Annotated in this window: 20 protein-coding genes; 10 read left to right on the top strand and 10 right to left on the bottom strand. The window is 70.4% G+C overall.

From position 1 onward, the window contains the following. Positions 1–218 precede the first annotated feature (218 nt). On the bottom strand, positions 219–1,181 hold the full coding sequence (locus tag ACZ3OF_RS17290) for a pirin family protein (protein WP_361669948.1): 963 nt from the start codon (positions 1,179–1,181) through the stop codon (positions 219–221). 114 nt (positions 1,182–1,295) lie between these two features. Next, entirely contained in the window at positions 1,296–1,799 is a 504-nt protein-coding gene (locus tag ACZ3OF_RS17285) for an SseB family protein (RefSeq protein ID WP_361435275.1), read from the bottom strand. 229 nt (positions 1,800–2,028) lie between these two features. Between ACZ3OF_RS17285 and ACZ3OF_RS17280 the strand changes: the two genes are divergently transcribed. From ACZ3OF_RS17280 to ACZ3OF_RS17265, 4 genes are all read left to right on the top strand, one after another. Further along, positions 2,029–3,858, top strand: a complete 1,830-nt coding sequence (locus ACZ3OF_RS17280) for an acyl-CoA dehydrogenase (protein ID WP_361600400.1) — start codon at positions 2,029–2,031, stop codon at positions 3,856–3,858. A gap of 150 nt (positions 3,859–4,008) precedes the next feature. Continuing rightward, a complete protein-coding gene (locus tag ACZ3OF_RS17275) occupies positions 4,009–5,298 on the top strand; it encodes a M18 family aminopeptidase (protein WP_361669951.1) in 1,290 nt (429 codons plus the stop codon). A 52-nt stretch (positions 5,299–5,350) separates the two neighbouring features. Beyond that, positions 5,351–5,581 (top strand): DUF6458 family protein, encoded by a 231-nt coding sequence (locus ACZ3OF_RS17270; RefSeq protein WP_361669954.1) that lies wholly within the window; start codon positions 5,351–5,353, stop codon positions 5,579–5,581. Positions 5,582–5,679: 98 nt separating this feature from the next. Beyond that, a complete protein-coding gene (locus tag ACZ3OF_RS17265; protein WP_361669956.1) occupies positions 5,680–6,003 on the top strand; it encodes a hypothetical protein in 324 nt (107 codons plus the stop codon). 27 nt (positions 6,004–6,030) lie between these two features. On the opposite strand, the gene ACZ3OF_RS17260 is transcribed toward ACZ3OF_RS17265, so the two are convergent. Continuing rightward, complete coding sequence (locus ACZ3OF_RS17260; protein WP_467305309.1) at positions 6,031–7,833, bottom strand: NHL domain-containing thioredoxin family protein; 1,803 nt, start codon at positions 7,831–7,833, stop codon at positions 6,031–6,033. Positions 7,834–7,869: 36 nt separating this feature from the next. Between ACZ3OF_RS17260 and ACZ3OF_RS17255 the strand changes: the two genes are divergently transcribed. Continuing rightward, positions 7,870–8,034 carry a hypothetical protein gene (locus tag ACZ3OF_RS17255; protein WP_467305307.1) on the top strand — a complete coding sequence of 55 codons (165 nt, stop codon included), beginning with the start codon at positions 7,870–7,872 and terminating at the stop codon, positions 8,032–8,034. 66 nt (positions 8,035–8,100) lie between these two features. Beyond that, a complete protein-coding gene (locus ACZ3OF_RS17250; protein ID WP_361669964.1) occupies positions 8,101–8,592 on the top strand; it encodes an LURP-one-related/scramblase family protein in 492 nt (163 codons plus the stop codon). A gap of 14 nt (positions 8,593–8,606) precedes the next feature. Here ACZ3OF_RS17250 and ACZ3OF_RS17245 read toward each other — a convergent pair whose 3' ends face one another. Next, positions 8,607–9,380, bottom strand: coding sequence for a carbon-nitrogen family hydrolase (locus tag ACZ3OF_RS17245; RefSeq protein ID WP_361669967.1), 774 nt, complete (start codon positions 9,378–9,380; stop codon positions 8,607–8,609). A 179-nt stretch (positions 9,381–9,559) separates the two neighbouring features. On the opposite strand from ACZ3OF_RS17245, the gene ACZ3OF_RS17240 reads away from it, so the two are divergent. Further along, the gene (locus ACZ3OF_RS17240; protein WP_361669970.1) at positions 9,560–10,384 is read left to right on the top strand and encodes a maleylpyruvate isomerase family mycothiol-dependent enzyme; all 825 of its coding nucleotides are present in this window, start codon (positions 9,560–9,562) and stop codon (positions 10,382–10,384) included. Positions 10,385–10,470: 86 nt separating this feature from the next. Here ACZ3OF_RS17240 and ACZ3OF_RS17235 read toward each other — a convergent pair whose 3' ends face one another. The 3 genes from ACZ3OF_RS17235 to ACZ3OF_RS17225 all read right to left on the bottom strand — a co-directional run bounded on the left by ACZ3OF_RS17235 (position 10,471) and on the right by ACZ3OF_RS17225 (position 12,882). Then, positions 10,471–11,784 carry an MFS transporter gene (locus ACZ3OF_RS17235; protein WP_467305303.1) on the bottom strand — a complete coding sequence of 438 codons (1,314 nt, stop codon included), beginning with the start codon at positions 11,782–11,784 and terminating at the stop codon, positions 10,471–10,473. Then, positions 11,781–12,422 carry a GntR family transcriptional regulator gene (locus ACZ3OF_RS17230; RefSeq protein WP_361669976.1) on the bottom strand — a complete coding sequence of 214 codons (642 nt, stop codon included), beginning with the start codon at positions 12,420–12,422 and terminating at the stop codon, positions 11,781–11,783. The genes ACZ3OF_RS17235 and ACZ3OF_RS17230 overlap by 4 nt, the downstream gene beginning before the upstream one ends. 67 nt (positions 12,423–12,489) lie before the next feature. Next, positions 12,490–12,882 carry a winged helix-turn-helix transcriptional regulator gene (locus tag ACZ3OF_RS17225; RefSeq protein ID WP_361669979.1) on the bottom strand — a complete coding sequence of 131 codons (393 nt, stop codon included), beginning with the start codon at positions 12,880–12,882 and terminating at the stop codon, positions 12,490–12,492. Between the two features lie 110 nt (positions 12,883–12,992). Between ACZ3OF_RS17225 and ACZ3OF_RS17220 the strand changes: the two genes are divergently transcribed. Continuing rightward, positions 12,993–13,838 carry an NAD(P)H-binding protein gene (locus tag ACZ3OF_RS17220; RefSeq protein WP_361669982.1) on the top strand — a complete coding sequence of 282 codons (846 nt, stop codon included), beginning with the start codon at positions 12,993–12,995 and terminating at the stop codon, positions 13,836–13,838. A 91-nt stretch (positions 13,839–13,929) separates the two neighbouring features. On the opposite strand, the gene ACZ3OF_RS17215 is transcribed toward ACZ3OF_RS17220, so the two are convergent. From ACZ3OF_RS17215 to pdhA, 3 genes are read right to left on the bottom strand one after another with little or no spacing between them, the layout of a single operon-like run. Continuing rightward, positions 13,930–15,309 (bottom strand): dihydrolipoamide acetyltransferase family protein, encoded by a 1,380-nt coding sequence (locus ACZ3OF_RS17215; protein WP_467305412.1) that lies wholly within the window; start codon positions 15,307–15,309, stop codon positions 13,930–13,932. Between the two features lie 31 nt (positions 15,310–15,340). Continuing rightward, positions 15,341–16,321, bottom strand: a complete 981-nt coding sequence (locus ACZ3OF_RS17210; RefSeq protein WP_361669984.1) for an alpha-ketoacid dehydrogenase subunit beta — start codon at positions 16,319–16,321, stop codon at positions 15,341–15,343. Positions 16,322–16,323: 2 nt separating this feature from the next. Beyond that, positions 16,324–17,490: a pyruvate dehydrogenase (acetyl-transferring) E1 component subunit alpha gene (gene pdhA, locus ACZ3OF_RS17205; RefSeq protein ID WP_361669987.1), complete on the bottom strand. Its 1,167-nt coding sequence runs from the start codon at positions 17,488–17,490 to the stop codon at positions 16,324–16,326. Between the two features lie 340 nt (positions 17,491–17,830). Between pdhA and ACZ3OF_RS17200 the strand changes: the two genes are divergently transcribed. Next, on the top strand, positions 17,831–18,490 hold the full coding sequence (locus ACZ3OF_RS17200) for a response regulator transcription factor (RefSeq protein WP_361669989.1): 660 nt from the start codon (positions 17,831–17,833) through the stop codon (positions 18,488–18,490). 85 nt (positions 18,491–18,575) lie between these two features. Then, positions 18,576–18,992, top strand: coding sequence for a pyridoxamine 5'-phosphate oxidase family protein (locus ACZ3OF_RS17195; protein ID WP_467305298.1), 417 nt, complete (start codon positions 18,576–18,578; stop codon positions 18,990–18,992).

The raw sequence follows: 18,992 nt of genomic DNA, 5'->3' as shown, positions 1-18,992 counted from the left end.
CACCGGACCACGCCGCCCGGCGTGTCGTCCTGCGCTACAAGACCGGACGAGTGACGCTCCGTCAGGGGCTTGTACGGGTACGAGCCCGGGTACGGAAGCGGCGGGCCCGGGCCCTCACCGGCACACGCGTACGGGGCCGAGTGCTCCGCACCCGACCCCGTGGAACCATGCCCGTACGCGTACCGGACCGGTGCCCGTACCCGTACCGCCCTCGGTCCCTACTCGCCCATCCCGTGGACCGCCGGGATCGTACCGAGCCGGCCCGCCTGGAAGTCCTCGAAGGCCTGGCGGAGTTCGGCCTGGGTGTTCATGACGAACGGGCCGTAGTGCGCCATCGGCTCACGGATCGGCTGCCCACCGAGGACGACGACCTCCAGGTCGGGCGTGTGCCCGTCCTGCTTCTCGTCGGCCCGGACGGTGAGGGCGCCGCCCTTGCCGAAGACAGCGGTCTGGCCCATGTGGACCGGCCTGCGCTCCGCACCGACGGAGCCGCGCCCCGCGAGCACGTAGACGAGCCCGTTGAAGTCCTCGCGCCACGGCAGGGCCACCTCGGCGCCCGGCCGGATCGTCGCGTGGATCATCGAGATCGGGGTGTGCGTGATGCCCGGTCCGGCGTGGCCGTCGAGCTCGCCCGCGATGACGCGGATCAGCGCGCCGCCGTCGGGGGAGGTGAGCAGCTGCACCTGGCCGCCGCGGATGTCCTGGTAGCGCGGGGCCATCATCTTGTCGGACGCGGGCAGGTTCACCCACAGCTGGAGCCCGTGGAAGAGTCCGCCGCTGACGACGAGGGACTCCGGCGGGGCCTCGATGTGCAGCAGTCCGGAGCCGGCGGTCATCCACTGGGTGTCGCCGTTGGTGATGGTGCCGCCACCGCCGTTGGAGTCCTGGTGGTCGAAGATGCCGTCGATGATGTACGTGACGGTCTCGAAGCCGCGGTGGGGGTGCCACGGGGTGCCCTTGGGCTCTCCGGGGGCGTACTCCACCTCTCCCATCTGGTCCATCATGATGAACGGGTCGAGGTACTGGTAGTTGATCCCGGCGAACGCGCGGCGCACCGGGAATCCCTCGCCCTCGAATCCGGACGGTGCCGTGGTCACGGCGAGCACGGGGCGGGAGACGGCGTCGGCCGGGGCGGCGACGCGCGGCAGGGTGAGCGGGTTCTCGACAGTCACAGCGGGCATGGCGGGACCTCCTTGTGCGACCACTTTAGTTGAACAATGAACTTCCTGCCACCCGGAACGCGGAACGCCCGGGAGGAATTCCTCCCGGGCGCTCTCCCACGTCTCCAGCCTGCGTCAGCCGTACATCCGGCGCATCGCGAAATCGACCATCTGCTCGACGGCCTTCGCGTCGAAGACCATCCGGTGGTCGCCCTCCATGTCGAGGACGAAGCCGTAGCCGGTCGGGAGGAGGTCGATCACCTCGGCGCCGGTGATCACGAAGTACTTCGACTCCTTGCCCGCGTACCGCCGCAGCTCCTTGAGCGAGGTGAACATCGGGATGACCGGCTGCTGGGTGTTGTGCAGGGCCAGGAAGCCGGGGTTGTCACCGCGGGGGCAGTAGACCTTCGAGGTCGCGAAGATCTGCTGGAAGTCCTCGGCCGAGAGGGACCCGGTGGTGAAGGCCCTTACGGCGTCGGCGAGGGAGGGGGGCGAGGGCTCGGGGTACAGGGGCGGCTGCTGACCGTACCCGCCCTGCGGTGCACCGCCCTGCATGCCCGGCTGCATGCCGGGATGCATGCCCTGCTGCGGAGGCGGCGCGTACTGCTGGGCACCCGGAGTCTGGTCGTAGCCGTACATGGTTCCCAGACTATCGACCGCGCCGCCCCCGCATGACCCCTACGGGGTGGTCACCTCGCGGGCACGGACACCCCTGTCCCCACCGGTCGGCACAGCGATTGTCGTCACAGATGACCGGATAGGGGTTGCTTCTTATTACCGGCGGGTAGCATTATCGATTGAGAGCATTAGCTACTCGCTGGTACGTGTACGAGGAACCTGCCTCCCCGATCCTTACGGAGCCGTCGCCATGGGGCACTACAAGTCGAATCTCCGCGACATCGAGTTCAACCTCTTCGAGGTGCTCGGGCGCGACAAGGTGTACGGCACCGGTCCGTTCGAGGAGATGGACGTCGAGACCGCCAAGAGCGTCCTGGAGGAGCTGACCCGCCTCTCCGAGAACGAGCTCGCGGAGTCCTTCGCCGACGCCGACCGCAACCCGCCGGTCTTCGACCCCGAGACGAACACCGCCCCGGTCCCGGCCAGCTTCAAGAAGTCCTACAAGGCCTTCATGGACTCCGAGTACTGGCGCCTCGGCCTGCCCGAGGAGATCGGCGGCACCACCTCCCCGCGCTCCCTGATCTGGGCCTACGCGGAGCTGATCCTCGGCGCGAACCCGGCCGTGTGGATGTACTCCTCCGGCCCGGCCTTCGCCGGCATCCTCTTCAACGAGGGCAACGAGGCGCAGAAGAAGGTCGCGCAGATCGCCGTCGAGCGCCAGTGGGGCTCCACCATGGTCCTCACCGAGCCCGACGCGGGCTCGGACGTCGGCGCCGGCCGCACGAAGGCGGTCCAGCAGGACGACGGCTCCTGGCACATCGAGGGCGTGAAGCGCTTCATCACCTCCGGTGAGCACGACATGGAGGAGAACATCCTCCACTACGTCCTCGCCCGCCCCGAGGGTCACGGCCCCGGCACCAAGGGCCTCTCCCTCTTCCTCGTACCGAAGTACCACTTCGACTGGGAGACCGGCGAGCTGGGCGAGCGCAACGGCGTGTACGCCACGAACGTCGAGCACAAGATGGGCCTCAAGGCCTCCAACACGTGCGAGATGACCTTCGGCGACCAGCACCCCGCCAAGGGCTGGCTGATCGGCGACAAGCACGACGGCATCCGCCAGATGTTCCTCATCATCGAGTTCGCCCGCATGATGGTCGGCACGAAGGCGATCTCCACCCTCTCCACGGGCTACCTCAACGCCCTGGAGTACGCCAAGGAGCGCGTCCAGGGCACCGACCTGGCGAACTTCATGGACAAGGCCGCGCCCAAGGTCACCATCACGCACCACCCCGACGTCCGCCGCTCGCTGATGACGCAGAAGGCGTACGCGGAGGGCATGCGCTCCCTCGTCCTCTACACGGCCGCCGTGCAGGACGCGATCCAGCTCAAGGAGGCCGCCGGCGAGGACGCGAAGGCCGAGATCGGCCTGAACGACCTGCTGCTGCCGATCGTGAAGGGCTACGGCTCCGAGAAGGGCTACGAGCAGCTCGCGCAGTCGCTCCAGACCTTCGGCGGCTCCGGCTTCCTGCAGGAGTACCCGATCGAGCAGTACATCCGGGACGCCAAGATCGACACCCTCTACGAGGGCACCACGGCCATCCAGGGCCAGGACTTCTTCTTCCGCAAGATCGTCCGCGACCAGGGCGCGTCCCTGAACGCGCTGGCCGAGGAGATCAAGAAGTTCCTCGCGGTCGGCACCGGTGGCGAGGAGCTGGCCGGCGCCCGCGACGCGCTCGCCAAGGCTGCCGTGGACCTGGAGGGCATCGTCGGCACGATGCTCACCGACCTCACCGCGACCGGTGAGGACGTCAAGAACATCTACAAGGTCGGCCTCAACACCACCCGCCTGCTGATGGCCTCCGGCGACGTGGTCGTCGGCTACCTGCTGCTGAAGGGTGCGGCCGTCGCCGCCGAGAAGCTGGCCGCCGGCGCCTCCGCCAAGGACCAGGCGTTCTACGCCGGCAAGATCGCGGCCGCGAAGTTCTTCGCCGCCAACGTCCTGCCGGGCGTCAGCGCCGAGCGCGCGCTGGCCGAGGCCGTCGACGGCTCGCTGATGGACCTGGACGAGGCCGCGTTCTAGCAGCGCATCTCGTCCAACGAGGAACGGCTCGCTCCCGGGGAGGGGAGCGGGCCGTTCCGCTTTCCCCGGCCACACGGCCCGGGAGGGAGCGGGCCGTTCCGTCTTTCGGGGCCCCGGCGCCGTATTCCGGGGCGTGCGTAAGGTGAACCCATGACGAGCACCGCCCGCTTCGACCGCGGCCACACCGACGACCTCATGACCTTCCTGGCGGCTTCCCCGTCGCCGTACCACGCCGTGGCGAACGCCGCCGAGCGGCTCGAGAAGGCAGGCTTCCGGCAGGTCGAGGAGACCGCCGCCTGGGACGGGACGACCGGCGGGAAGTACGTGATCCGCGGCGGCGCGCTCATCGCCTGGTTCGTGCCGGAGGGTGCCACGGCGCACACCCCGTTCCGGATCGTCGGCGCGCACACCGACTCCCCCAACCTGCGCGTCAAGCCGCAGCCCGACATGGGCGCGCGGGGCTGGCGCCAGGTCGCCGTGGAGATCTACGGCGGGACGCTGCTGAACACCTGGCTCGACCGCGACCTCGGCCTCGCGGGCCGTCTGACCCTGCGGGACGGCAGCCACCACCTGGTGAACGTGGACCGCGCGGTGCTGCGCGTCCCGCAGCTCGCGATCCACCTCGACCGCCAGGCCAACGAAGGCCTCAAGCTCGAACGGCAGCGCCACATGCAGCCGATCTGGGGCCTCGGCGAGGTCCACGAGGGCGACCTGATCCGCTTCGTGGCGGAGGAGGCGGGCGTCGACGCGGAGGACGTCGGCGGCTGGGACCTGATGGTCCACGCCATCGAGGCCCCCGCCTACCTCGGCCGCGACCGCGAACTCCTCGCCGGGCCGCGCATGGACAACCTGATCTCCGTCCACGCGGGCGTGGCCGCCCTGGCCGCCGTCTCGGGACGCGGGGACCTCCCGTACATCCCCGTCCTCGCCGCCTTCGACCACGAGGAGAACGGCTCCGAGGCCGACACCGGCGCCCAGGGCCCGCTCCTCGGCAACGTCCTGGAGCGCTCCGTCTACGCCCGCGGCGGCGCCTACGAGGACCGCGCCCGCGCCTTCGCGGGATCGATCTGCCTCTCCTCGGACGTCGGCCACGCGGTCCACCCCAACTACGCGGAGCGCCACGACCCGACGCACCACCCGCGCCCCAACGGCGGCCCGATCCTCAAGGTGAACGTCAACCAGCGGTACGCCACCGACGGCAGCGGCCGGGCGGTGTTCGCCGCGGCCTGCGAGAGGGCGGGCGTGCCGTGGCAGACCTTCGTCTCCAACAACGACATGCCCTGCGGCACGACGATCGGCCCGATCACCGCCGCGCGCCACGGCATCAGCACGGTCGACATCGGCGTCGCCTGCCTGTCGATGCACAGCGCCCGTGAACTCTGCGGCGCGGACGACCCGTACCTCCTGGCGAACGCCCTGGTGGCCTTCCTGGAGGGATGACGCGCCGAAACCCGGGTACCCGATCCCAACTACCCCTTAGGAGGCGGGATTCATGGGACTGGGAGGGTGCATCATCCTCATAGCCGTCGGCGCGATCCTCACGTTCGCCACGGACTGGGAACTCGACGGCATCAACCTCGACCTGGTCGGACTGATCATGATGGTGGTCGGTCTCATCGGCGTGGCGACCTTCACCAGCATCGCCCGGCGCCGACGGGTCGTCGTTCCACCGGCCGTCGGCCCCACGGTCGTGGAGGAGGACCGGCGCGACCGCGGGTACTGACGGCGGACCGGTCCTCGTCACGGCGCGGGTACGGGAAACCCTGCCCGCCGGGGCCGCCGAAACATCCGGGAAAGGCGCGGACCGGCACCGTCTACCTCATGGATCGTCACGAGGGCCCTCCCCGGGGGAAGTTCATCGCCTGCCTCGCCACGGCCGTGCTGACCGGCACGGCCGTGGCCGGCATCGTCGTCGCCAGGTACGACGAACGCCCGCCCTGGGGCACCGACATCGCCTACGAGGGCGGCTATGTGCAGGCCGTCCGGATCGCCAAGTTCCGGCAGTTGCGGGACGGCGAGTGCGCGGACATGGAGCGGACGGGCATGGGCGGCAGGCCGGCCACCCACGACCCGGGGGCGTGGGTGGCCGGTTGTCTGGACGGTGCGGCCGGGCGGCCGTCCCGTAACCAGGGGATCGTGCGCTAGGGGACACCCCCTGGCGGGGTACGGGCGCTACGCGTCCATGCCCGCGAGGATGAGCGGGAGGCGGGCGACGCCGTCGGCCGTCACCTTCACCGGAACGCCCCAGTCCTGCTGGTGCACATGGCAGGCCGGGTACTCGTTGGCCGGGTCGTCGTCGCAGGACGCCGCCATGGCCGAGACGTGCAGGACGCCCTCGGTGATCTCCGGGTCGAGGTCGAGCTCCCGGAAGAGGTCCGTGCCCGTGCCCTCGCCGCCGAGCAGCAGCTCCGGCGGGGTCGAGGAGACGAGGAGCCGGGTGGAGGGGCCGTAGCGCTCGTCGAGCTTCTGGCCCGTCGGCGCCTGGAAGACCACGTCGAGCCGGAGGCGGCCCGGCGCGACCTCGGTGGCCTCGCGCTGCGTACGGTGGGCGACCGCCTCGACCTGGACCGCCTCCTCGGGCAGCCGCAGCCGGGTCAGCCGGTGCCGGGCCGACTCGACGACCACGATCTCGTCCCCGACGAGGACGGCGTCGCTCGGCTCGCGCAGATCGGTCGCCAGCGTCGTCACTTCGCCGGACGCCGGGTCGAAGCGGCGCAGGGCGTGGTTGTACGTGTCGGCGATCGCGACCGAGCCGTCGGGGAGGGCGGTCACACCGAGCGGGTGCTGGAGCAGCGCCTGGCCGGCGGCACCGTCGCGGTGGCCGAAGTCGAAGAGCCCGGTGCCGACGGCCGTGTGGACGACGCCCTCGGTGTCGATCCAGCGCAGCGCGCTCGTCTCGGAGTCGGCGATCCACAGCCGGTCCTCGGTGGCGGCGAGCCCGGAGGGCTGCGCGAACCAGGCCTCGGCGGCCGGCCCGTCGACGAGCCCCTCGTTCGTCGTACCGGCCGCGACGGCGACGGTCCGCGTCTCCGGGTCGTACGTCCACAGCTGGTGGACACCGGCCATCGCGATCCAGACCTTGCCCTGCCACCAGGCCACGTCCCACGGCGAGGAGAGGTCCACGTCGAGAGCCGGCCCGGAGGTCGGCGACCCCTGCCACCACTGCTTGCCGGTGCCGGCGATCCGCTCGATCACTCCGGTGGCGGGGTCGTACGTCCGCAGCGCGTGGTTCACGGTGTCGGCGACGACGACCTTGCCGTCGGGGAGCACGGTGAGCCCCTGCGGCTCGCGGAACGCGCCGTCCCCGATCCGCCGCACCACCGTCTCCCCGTCGGGCTCGAGCTCGACGAGCTGGTGGCGGGTGGTGTCGGAGACCAGGAAGTTGCCGCTCCCGAGGAGGACGGCCTTGCCCGGGAAGCGCAGGTCGGTCGCGACGGGCTCCGGCGGCACATACGGTCCGTCCCCGCGCCGCAGCGTCCCCTTGGCCTCGTGCTCGGCCTCCAGCTCCTCGACGAGCGTCCGGATCGCGTTCGCGTGCCCCTCGCCCGCGTGCTGGGCGACGACGTACCCCTCGGGGTCGATGACGACGAGCGTCGGCCAGGCGCGTACGGCGTACTGCTTCCAGGTCGCGAGCTCGGGGTCGTCGAGGACGGGGTGGTGCACCTCGTACCGCTCGACGGCGTCGACGACGGCCTGGTGCTCGGCCTCGTGGACGAACTTCGGGGAGTGCACGCCGACGATCACGAGCGTGTCGCGGTGCTTCTCCTCCAGGTCACGGAGCTCGTCGAGGACGTGCAGGCAGTTGATGCAGCAGAAGGTCCAGAAATCCAGGATCAGGATGCGACCGCGGAAGTCGGCGAGGTTCAGATCCTTGTCCCCGGTGTTGATCCAGCCGCCCTTGCCGATCAGCTCGGGGGCACGGACACGGGCACGGCGGCGGGGCGCGGGGGCGGGCGCCGGGGCGGCATCGTTCATGCTTCAAGCTTGCCATCCGGCTGTGAAAGCCACCTCGTGCCCCTCGGCAACAGGGACGGCTCGGCGGAGCTGTACGCGGTCGGGCCGTCCGGCTCCCGGATCTACCGGGGTACGGGCGACGTGCGCCGGCCCTTGCAAACGCCGGTCGCACTGCCGCTGCGCAGCGACTCCACCACCTTCAGGACCTTCTTCTGGTCATGAACGGAGTGCACGGCGCGGACCCTGCGAGCGGCGTGAATCGTCGCCTCGCGGGGAACGCATCCGGGCATGAAATATCTCGTACGGGACAAAATCTTCGCCATCGGTGACGACTACTGGATCGAGGACGAGCACGGCCGCCACGCCTTCCTCGTCGACGGCAAGGCCCTGCGGCTGCGCGACACGCTGGAGCTGAAGGATCCCACCGGGCACGTCCTGGTCACGCTGCGGCAGAAGATGTTCAGCCTGCGGGACACGATGACGATCGAGCAGGACGACCGGCCGCTCGCCACCGTCCGCAGGAAGCGGCTCTCCCTGCTCCGCAACCACTTCCGGGTCACGCTCGTCGAGGGCACCGAACTGGACGTCAGCGGGCGGATCCTGGACCGGGAGTTCGCGGTCGAGTACGACGGCGAACTCCTCGCCCACATCTCCCGGCAGTGGATCCACGTCCGGGACACGTACGCGGTGAACGTCGTCCGCGAGGACGCCGACGCGGCGCTGCTCATCGCGGTCGCCGTGTGCGTGATCCGGATGGCGGAACGGGAGCGGGAGGACTGAGCCTGCCGGGTGGCCTACAGCACCCGGTCCTTCAGTGCCGGGAACTGCTCCCTCGTCGTGGTCACCCGCTCCGCGTCCAGCTCCACCCGCAGGGTCTCCTCGCCCGGGCCCGCCTCCGCGAGGACCTCGCCCCACGGGTCCACCACGATCGAGTGCCCGGCCTGCTCCACGCCCGCGTGGGTGCCGGCCGTGCCGCAGGCCAGCACGTACGCCTGGTTCTCCACCGCCCGCGCCTGCGCGAGCAGAGTCCAGTGGGCGCGGCGGCGGGCCGGCCAGCCCGCCGGAACGACGAACGCCTGGGCGCCCGCGTCCACCAGGCCCCGGAACAGCTCCGGGAAGCGCAGGTCGTAACAGGTGCCGACGCCCACCGTCAGCTCCGGCAGGGCGACCGTCACCAGCTCGTCCCCCGCCGCCATCATCACGGCCTCGCCCTTGTCGAAGCCGAAGCGGTGGATCTTGCGGTACCGCGCGGCGAGTTCTCCGGCCGGGGTGAAGACGAGCGAGGTGTTGAAGAGGGCTCCGTCGGCCGCCTCGACGATCGATCCGGCGTGCAGCCAGACGCCCGCGTCCCGGGCGGCGGCCGACATCGCCTCGTACGTGGGTCCGCGCAGCGGTTCGGACTCCGCCGCGAAGGACTCGTACGCGAACGCGCCCATCGGCCACAGCTCCGGCAGGACGACGAGATCAGCGGCGCCGCGCTCCGCGCGCACCAGCCCCGCCACCCGCGCACGGCGCGAAACGACCGGTTCGTCCGGGTCTACTGCGATCTGGATCAGCGAGGCGCGCACACTACCACCGTCCTGGCATTCGAGCCGTCAACACGGGCCTACGATCGTCACACGAAAGCACTGCCGGGGTGCCTTCGGGCAGCGTAACTTAGCGTCCGAGCCTCCCACGCAGTCTTGTCTCCAGCCCGCCTGTCCGCTCGATCGTCAGCCCGTGCACCGCAGAACCGCCGAGGGGTCCCGTGACCGTCCATCCCAGCCTCCAGACCTACGCCGACGCCTGGACCCACTCCATCGAAGCGATATCCGAGCTGGTGCAGCCGCTCGTGGAAGGCGAGTGGAACCGCGCGACACCGTGCCCGGGCTGGTCGGTGCGCGACATCGTGTCCCATGTGATCGGCCTGGAGTGCGAGATGCTGGGCGATCCGCGCCCCATCCACTCGCTGCCCCGCGATCTCTACCACGTACGCAGTGAGTTCGCGCGCTACATGGAGATGCAGGTCGATGTGCGGCGGCACCACACCGGCCCCGAGATGACCTCGGAGCTGGAGTACATCCTGATCCGCCGGGCGCGTCAGCTGCGCAACGAGAACCGTCAGCCTGACCACCTGATCCGCGCGCCGCTCGGCGCCGAGCAGACCCTCGAAGTGGCGTACCGGATGCGGGCCTTCGACGTGTGGGTGCACGAGCAGGACCTGCGGATCGCGCTCGGGAAGCCCGGCAACCTGGACTCCCCCGGCGCGCTCGTGACCCGGGACAACCTGCTGGCCGCCCTGCCGAAGGTGGTCGCGAAGGACGCGGGCGCGCCGCCGAACTCGGCGGTCGTGGTGGATGTGCACGGCCCGGTGGAGTTCCTGCGGACGGTGCGGGTCGACGGGGAGGGCCGCGGCTCGGTGGACGGGGCTCCGTCGCTGGGGCCGGCGGTCACGCTGGCGCTGGACTGGGAGACGTACGTACGGCTGGCCTGCGGCCGGGTCCGTCCGGCGGCCGTTGCCGACCGGATCAAGATCGAGGGCGACACGGACCTGGCGCAGGCCATCCTGGACAACTTCGCCGTGACTCCCTGAGGGGGCGTCCCTGGCCGGCGCGTGCCCGGGCGGGGCACTCCCCTGAGGTGAGCCGCCCCCTCAGGCGGCCGGCTCAGGCGGCCGGCTCAGGCTGGCACGTGGACCGTCTCGACGCGGCTGGCGACGAGGCGTTCTCTCTCCCGGCGGGCCGTACGGGCCTTCAGGCGCAGGATCTGCACGATGCCCAGCGCCTCCAGGACGAAGACGGACGAGAAGGCGATCCGGTAGTTGTCGCCGGTCGCGTCGAGGAGGACGCCGACCGCGAGCAGCGTCGTCATCGAGGCGATGAAACCACCCATGTTGACGATTCCCGACGCCGTTCCCTGACGCTCCGGCGGGTTGGCGGGGCGGGCGAAGTCGAAGCCGATCATCGAGGCGGGGCCGCAGGCGCCGAGGACCGCGCAGAGGGTGATCAGCAGCCACATCGGGGCGCGGTCGCCGGGGTACGCGAGGGTGGCGCTCCACAGCAGCGCCGTCGCCGCGACCGTGCCGAGGGCGAGCGGGGCCCTGGCCGCGTGGTGCCGGGCGATGATCTGCCCGTACGCGAGCCCCACCACCATGTTGGAGAGCACGACCAGCGTCAGCAGCTCGCCCGCGACGCCCCGGGAGAGGCCCTGGGCCTCGACGAGGAACGGCAGCCCCCACAGCAGCAGGAACACCATCGCCGGGAACTGGGTCGTGAAGTGCACCCACATGCCGAGCCGGGTGCCCGGCTCCCGCCAGGACTCGGCGATCTGGCGGCGGACGAACACGGCGCCGGCCTGCGCGGCGGGCGGCGGCTCGTACCCCTCGGGGTGGTCCCTGAGGAAGAGCAGCAGCAGGACGAGCACGACGACGCCGGCGATCGAGCTGCCGACGAAGGTGGTCGTCCAGCCCATGCCGTGCAGGGCGCGCGCGATGAAGATGGTGGAGACGAGGTTGCCCGCCATGCCGAAGAGCGCGGCGACCTGGCCGATGAGGGGACCGCGCCGGGCGGGGAACCAGCGGGTGCCCAGACGCAGCACGCTGATGAAGGTCATCGCGTCACCACAGCCGAGCAGGGCGCGGGCGGCGAGGGCCATGCCGTACGAGGGCGCGAGCGCGAAGCCGAGCTGGCCGATCGTGAAGAGCACGACGCCGATGGTCAGCACCTTCTTGGTGCCGAGGCGGTCGACCATGAGGCCGACCGGTATCTGCATCCCGGCGTAGACCAGCAGCTGGAGTATCGAGAAGGTGGAGAGGGCGGAGGCGTTGACGTCGAAGCGGTCGGCGGCGTCGAGGCCGGCAACGCCCAGGGACGTACGGAAGATGACGGCGACGAAGTAGACGGCGACGCCGACGCCCCAGACCAGGGCGGCGCGCCGGCCTCCGGGCGGGTCACCCGGGAGGGTGACGGCTGATCCGTATCCGTCGCGGCTCACCGGTCCTCACCCCGGACCAGGACCTTGACCCAGCTCAGGTGCTGGCGGACGCAGCTCGCCGCGCCCTCGACGTCACCGGCCTTGATCCTCTCCAGGATCTCGGCGTGCTCGGTGATGTTCTTGGCGATCCGGTCGGGCTGGGACTGCATCACGGCGACGCCCATCCGAAGCTGACGGTCGCGCAGCTGGTCGTAGAGGCGGGCGAGGATCTGGTTCCCGGCGTACTTGACGATCTCGGCGTGGAAGCAGCGGTCGGTGACGGCGACCTCCGCGAGGTCCCCGGTCTCGGCATGCCGCTTCTGCTCCTCCAGGAGCTCTTCGAGCCGCTCGACGAGCGCGGCGGACGCGGGGACGGCCCGGCGGACGGCGAACTCCTCGACGAGCAGCCGGGTCTCGACGACATCGGCGATCTCCTGCGCGGAGACGGCGAGGACGAGCGCGCCCTTCTTCGGGTAGAGCTTGAGCAGCCCTTCCATCTCCAGCTTCAGCAGGGCTTCCCGTACCGGGGTGCGGGACACCCCGACGGCCAGGGCGAGTTCGCCCTCCGTGAGCAGCGTGCCCCCCTCGTACCGACGGTCGAGGACGGCCTGCTTGACGTGCATGTAGACGCGGTCGGCTGCTGGGGGTGCGGATGCCATGCGCACAGCTTAGATACAAGAGGGGTGCATCAGTCGGACCCGTCCGCGATACGGACGTGTCCGGTCGCTACCGCGTCGGATCGGCGTCGTAGACCTGACGCGCCTCGTCGACCTTCTCCAGGTTCCCGGCCGCCCACTCGGCGAGGTGCGCGAAGAGCGGGGCGAGGCTGCGGCCGAGGTCGCTGATCTCGTACTCGACCCGGGGCGGGACCTCCGGGTGGTACGTACGGAGGACCAGGCCGTCGCGCTCCAACTGGCGCAGCCGCTGGGTCAGCACCTTCGGCGTGATCCTGCCGATCGCCCGCTCCAGCTCCACGAACCGCAGCCGGCCACGGGCGTTGAGGGTCCACAGGATCGGTGTCGTCCACCGGCTGAAGACGATGTCCACCACGGGAGCGACCGGACAGGCGAGCTCCGGATCGGTGTCCGCCGAAGCCGTCGGCATCATCTCCACCGTCATGCGTGTCCCCCTCGGACCGTCGGGCATAGTCACTTTCCTCTAGGTACCTACTATACCGAGGCTGTTAGCGTCCCTGACGTCAACCAAGCGGAACTACAGGGGAGTTCACGATGATCGTTGTGACGGGGGCGACGGGTAACGTCGGCCGATCGCTCGTACGGGTTCTCACGGCGGCCGGCGCGGAGGTGACCGCGACGTCCCGGGGGATCTCGGAGACGGACGTGCCGCCGACCATCCGGCACGTCCGGTCGGACCTGACCGATGCGGAGAGTCTGCGGCCCGTCCTCGACGGTGCCGACGCGCTCTTCCTCCAGAACGGGGGCGCGAGCGCGCACCTACTGAACACGCACGACGTCCTCGACGCCGCGAAGGCCGGTGGCGTCCGGCGGGTCGTCCTGTTGTCCTCCCAGGGCGTCGCCACCCGGCCCGAGTCCGCCTCCCACGGCGCCCTGGGCCGCGCGATCGAGGACGCGGTAAGGGAGTCGGGCCTGGAGTGGACGATCCTGCGCCCCGGCGGCTTCGCCTCCAACGCCTTCGCCTGGGCGGAGCCGGTCCGTACGCGCAGGGAGGTCGCCGCGCCCTTCGCCGACACCGGTCTGCCGGTCATCGACCCGGACGACATCGCCGAGGTCGGTGCGGTGGCACTGCGCGAGGAGGGTCACGCCGAGCGGATCTACGAGCTGACCGGCCCGGTCCTCAGCACGCCCCGGGAACGGGCCGCGGCGATCGCCGACGCGCTGGGCGAGCCCGTGCGGTTCGTGGAGCAGACCCGGGACGAGGCCCGGGCGCAGATGCTGGCGTTCCTGCCCGAGCCCGTGGTCGAGACGACGCTGACGATCCTCGGCGAGCCCAGCCCCGCCGAGCAGCGCGTCAGCCCGAACGTCGAGGAGGTCCTGGGCCGCGCGCCCCGCACCTTCGCCGACTGGGCGCAGCGGTACGTCGCCGCGTTCCGCTGAGCCGCGCCCTCTTCGGGGGAACGCAAACGCCCGACCGGGGAGCCCGGTCGGGCGTTTCACGTGAAACAACGCACGTGGTGCGCTTGGTCCGTTACGACCAGGTCATCAGGCGCTTCGGCTGCTCCAGGATCGCGGCGACATCCGCCAGGAACTTGGAGCCCAGCTCGCCGTCGACCAGACGGTGGTCGAACGAGAGGGCCAGCGTGGTGACCTGACGCGGCTTCACCTTGCCCTTGTGAACCCACGGCTGGAGCTTGATCGCTCCGACCGCGAGGATCGCGGACTCGCCGGGGTTCAGGATGGGCGTACCGGTGTCGACGCCGAAGACGCCCACGTTGGTGATGGTGAACGTGCCGCCCTGCATCGCCGCCGGGGTGGTCTTGCCCTCGCGGGCGGTGGCGACCAGCTCGCTCAGGGACTGCGACAGCTCCGGCAGGGTCTGCGCCTGCGCGTCCTTGATGTTCGGCACGATCAGCCCGCGCGGGGTGGCCGCGGCGATGCCCAGGTTGACGTAGTGCTTGAGCACGATCTCCTGGTTCGCCTCGTCCCAGGCCGCGTTGATCTCCGGGTTGCGCCGGACGGCGACCAGGACGGCCTTCGCGATGAGGAGCAGCGGGTTGACCCGCAGACCGGCCATGTCCTTGTCGGACTTGAGCTCCTCGACCAGCTTCATCGTGCGCGTGATGTCGAAGGTGACGAACTCGGTGACGTGCGGCGCGGTGAAGGCCGAGCCGACCATCGCCGCCGCCGTGGCCTTCCGCACACCCTTGATGGGGATACGGGTCTCCCGGCCGTCCGCCGACACGGCAGCCGACGCGGGCGCCGCCGCGGGAGCAGGCACCGGGGCGACCGGCGCCGGGGCCTCGACCACCGGTGCGGCGGGCGCCGGAGCGGCCGCGCGGTGGACGTCCTCACGGGTGATGATCCCGTCCGGACCGGTCGGGGTGACCGTCGCCAGATCGACGCCGAGGTCCTTCGCCAGCTTGCGCACCGGCGGCTTGGCCAGCGGGCGTGCGCCCGCGGGCGCATGGCCGTTCAGCTGCTCCGGTACGGCGACGGGGGCATCGGCCGTGGACTTGCGGGCCCGGCGCTTGGTCGAGCTCGCGGCGACGCCGTAGCCGACCAGGACCGGCTGCCGGCCCTCGGACTGGGGCTCCTCGACGGGCGCGTCGGCGGCGGGGGCCTGGACCTCCACGGCTGCCGGGGCGTCGGCCCGGGCGTCCGGGGCCTGTGGTGCCGGGGCGGAGTCCCCGCCCACGTTCACCGAGATGATCACCTGGCCGACGTCGACCGTCGTGCCCTCGGGGAAGTGCAGCTCGTGGACCGTGCCGTCGAAGGGGCTCGGCAGCTCGACGGCCGCCTTCGCCGTCTCGACCTCGCACACGACCTGACCGTCGGTGACCGTGTCACCGGGCTGGACGTACCACTTGAGGATTTCGGCCTCGGTGAGGCCCTCGCCCACGTCGGGCATCTTGAATTCGCGGATCGTCACGGTGCTCTCCTCAGTACGCCAGCGAGCGGTCGACGGCGTCGAGCACGCGGTCCAGGCCCGGCAGGTACTCCTCCTCCAGGCGCGCCGGCGGGTACGGCGCGTGGTAGCCGCCGACCCGCAGGACGGGGGCCTCCAGGTGGTAGAAGCAGCGCTCGGTGATCCGGGCGGCGATCTCCGCGCCGGAACCGAAGAACACCGGAGCCTCATGAACGACGACCAGACGGCGGGTCTTCTCGACCGAAGCCTGGATGGTGTCGAAGTCCAGCGGGGAGATCGAGCGCAGGTCCACGACCTCGACCGACTTGCCCTCCTCGGCGGCGGCCACGGCCACCTCCAGACAGGTCTTCACCATCGGGCCGTACGCGACGAGCGTGAGGTCCTTGCCCTCGCGGGCGACGCGTGCCTTGTGCAGCTCGCCGGGGATGGCCTCGGTGTCGACCTCGCCCTTGTCCCAGTAGCGGCGCTTGGGCTCGAAGAAGATGACCGGGTCGTCGCTCTGGATCGCCTGCTGGAGCATCCAGTAGGCGTCGGAGGAGTTCGCCGGGGTGACGACCTTGAGGCCGGCCACGTGCGCGAAGAGCGACTCGGGGGACTCGGAGTGGTGCTCGACCGCGCCGATGCCGCCGCCGTAGGGGATGCGGATGACGACCGGCATCTTCACGGTGCCGAGCGAACGGGCCCGCATCTTCGCCAGCTGGGTGACGATCTGGTCGTACGCCGGGAAGACGAAGCCGTCGAACTGGATCTCCACGACCGGACGGTAGCCGCGCAGCGCGAGGCCGATGGCGGTGCCGACGATGCCGGACTCGGCGAGCGGGGTGTCGACGACCCGGTCCTCGCCGAAGTCCTTCTGCAGGCCGTCGGTGACCCGGAAGACACCGCCGAGCTTGCCGACGTCCAGGCCCATGATGACGACCTTGGGGTCGGTCTCCAGGGCCTTGCGGAGCGACTCGTTGAGCGCCTTGGCGAGGGGAAGCTTCTGAACAGCCATGATTACTCGGCCTCTCCGCCCGCGAAGGACTCCTGGTAGGCGGCGAACTGCGCGCGCTCCTCGTCGACGAGCGCGTGCCCGTCCGCGTACACGTTGTCGAACATCGCCATGTGCTCCGGGACGGGCATGGCGCGGACGACCTCACGTACGTGCTTGCCGAGCGCCTCGCTCTCGGCCTCCAGCTCCTCGAAGAAGGCCGCGTCGGCGTGGCCCTCGTTCTCCAGGTAAACCTTGAGGCGCAGGATCGGGTCCTTGGCCTCCCAGGCCTCGCGCTCCGCGTCACGGCGGTACCGGGTCGGGTCGTCGGAGGTGGTGTGGGCGGCCATGCGGTAGGTGAACGCCTCCACGAGCGTGGGGCCCTCGCCGCGGCGGGCTCGCTCCAGGGCCGAGCGGGTGACCGCGAGGCAGGCGAGCACGTCGTTGCCGTCGACGCGGACGCCGGGGAAGCCGAAGCCCTGCGCGCGCTGGTAGAGCGGCACCCGGGTCTGCTTCTCGGTGGGCTCGGAGATCGCCCACTGGTTGTTCTGGCAGAAGAACACGACCGGGGCGTTGTAGACCGCGGAGAAGACGAACGCCTCGTTGACGTCGCCCTGGCTGGAGGCGCCGTCGCCGAAGTACGCGAGCACGGCGGAGTCCGCGCCGTCCTTGGCGATGCCCATGGCGTAGCCGGTGGCGTGCAGGGTCTGCGAGCCGAGGACGATCGTGTACAGGTGGAAGTTGTTGCTGTTGGGGTCCCAGCCACCGTTGTTCACGCCGCGGAACATGCCCAGCAGGTTCGTCGGGTCGACCCCGCGGCACCAGGCGACGCCGTGCTCGCGGTAGGTCGGGAAGACGTAGTCGTCGTCGCGCAGCGCGCGGCCGGAGCCGATCTGCGCGGCCTCCTGGCCGAGCAGCGAGGCCCACAGGCCCAGCTCGCCCTGACGCTGCAGCGAGGTCGCCTCGGAGTCGAAGCGGCGGGTGAGGACCATGTCCCGGTAGAGCCCGCGCAGCTCGTCGGCGCTCAGGTCGATGTCGTACTCGGGGTGCTGAACGCGCTCCCCTTCGGGCGTCAGCAGCTGAATGAGCTCCGGCTCGGAAGTCTGGGACTTCTTGGCGCTCGCGCTGGCAGTGCGCTTGGTGCCGCTGCTGCGTCGCGTCGTCTTGCGCGCGGCAGTGCTCTCCACGGTCACGTGCGTGCTCCTCCGTCGGTCCGGCCCCCGGGGTTGCCGGGAAAAGGCCAGTGCGGCTCGCCTGAATCCGTACTCGCGCACGGGGTGGGTGCGACTCGGCCGGGTCAGGCGTGACAGGTGCCCCGGCGAGCGCCCTGTCATAGGCACGTTACCCACTGCCGCGCATTCCTGCGAAACCCCATTTGACCTGCGATTTTGCTTGGATTTCCAAGTAAATCGAGAAAAGTGGGAACAGTCGCTGGTCAGCGCGGTGGCAACGGCCTGGCGGGCCGCCGGAACACGGGGCACGTTATCCCGCGCACCCCGGGCACGGGAAGAGCCAATATGTGAGACTGAGCGGGTGCGCGAAGATGGAAAAATCCGGGTATTTCTGTTGGACGACCACGAAGTCGTCCGGCGTGGCGTCCACGAGCTGCTCTCCGTGGAGGACGACATCGAGGTGGTCGGGGAGGCGGGCACGGCGGCGGACGCCCTGGTCAGGATCCCCGCGACGCGCCCCGACGTGGCGGTGCTCGACGTGCGGCTGCCGGACGGCAGCGGTGTCGAGGTCTGCCGCGAGGTGCGTTCGCAGAACGAGGACATCAAGTGCCTCATGCTCACCTCGTACGCCGACGACGAAGCACTCTTCGACGCGATCATGGCCGGGGCCTCGGGATATGTCCTCAAGGCCATCCGTGGAAACGAACTCCTTTCGGCCGTTCGGGACGTTGCGGCCGGGAAGTCCCTGCTCGATCCGGTCGCGACCGCACGCGTTCTGGAACGGCTACGGGACGGAAACAACCCGAAGAGTGACGACAAGCTCGCCAATCTGACGGAACAGGAGCGCAAGATCCTCGATCTGATCGGCGAGGGCCTGACCAACCGGGCCATCGGTGAGCGGCTCCATCTGGCGGAGAAGACCATCAAGAACTACGTCTCCAGCCTGCTGTCGAAGCTGGGAATGGAGCGCCGGTCCCAGGCCGCGGCGTACGTCGCCCGGCTCCAGGCCGAGCGGCACTGAGGCCCCGGCTCGGGACCTACGTCCCCGCCGAACCGGGGCAGGCGTCCCTTTCCGGCACAGTGCCGGTCGCGGGAGAGTGGAGGCCATGTCCACCGAGGAGATCCGCGCCATCGAACTGCTGGGCCGCGTCTCGTACGGCCGGGTGGCGACCAGCATGCGCGCCATGCCGTTCGTCGCCCCCGCCCGGCACATCGTGGACGAGGGCTGCGTCCTGCTCCGCATGCACCGCGGCCTCGGTTACCACCGCGCCTGCGCGGGCAGCGTCGTCGCCTACGGCGCGGACAACTTCAACTCCGGCGCCGAGAACCTCTGGTCCGTGCAGTTCACCGGCACCGCAGAGGTCGTCGAACCCACCGAGGAACAGCTGGCCGCCTTCGGGCCCACCCCACAGGTCGTGGACGGGGACCCCTTCGACCCGATCTACATGCGGATCGAGCCCCAGTTCGTGACCGTGCACCAGCTCGACTACACCACCGCGCGACATCTCCAGCACGTAGCGTGA

The organism is Streptomyces sp. NPDC022552 (genome assembly GCF_055561875.1).
This window is presented reverse-complemented; position numbering and strand designations above follow the sequence as displayed.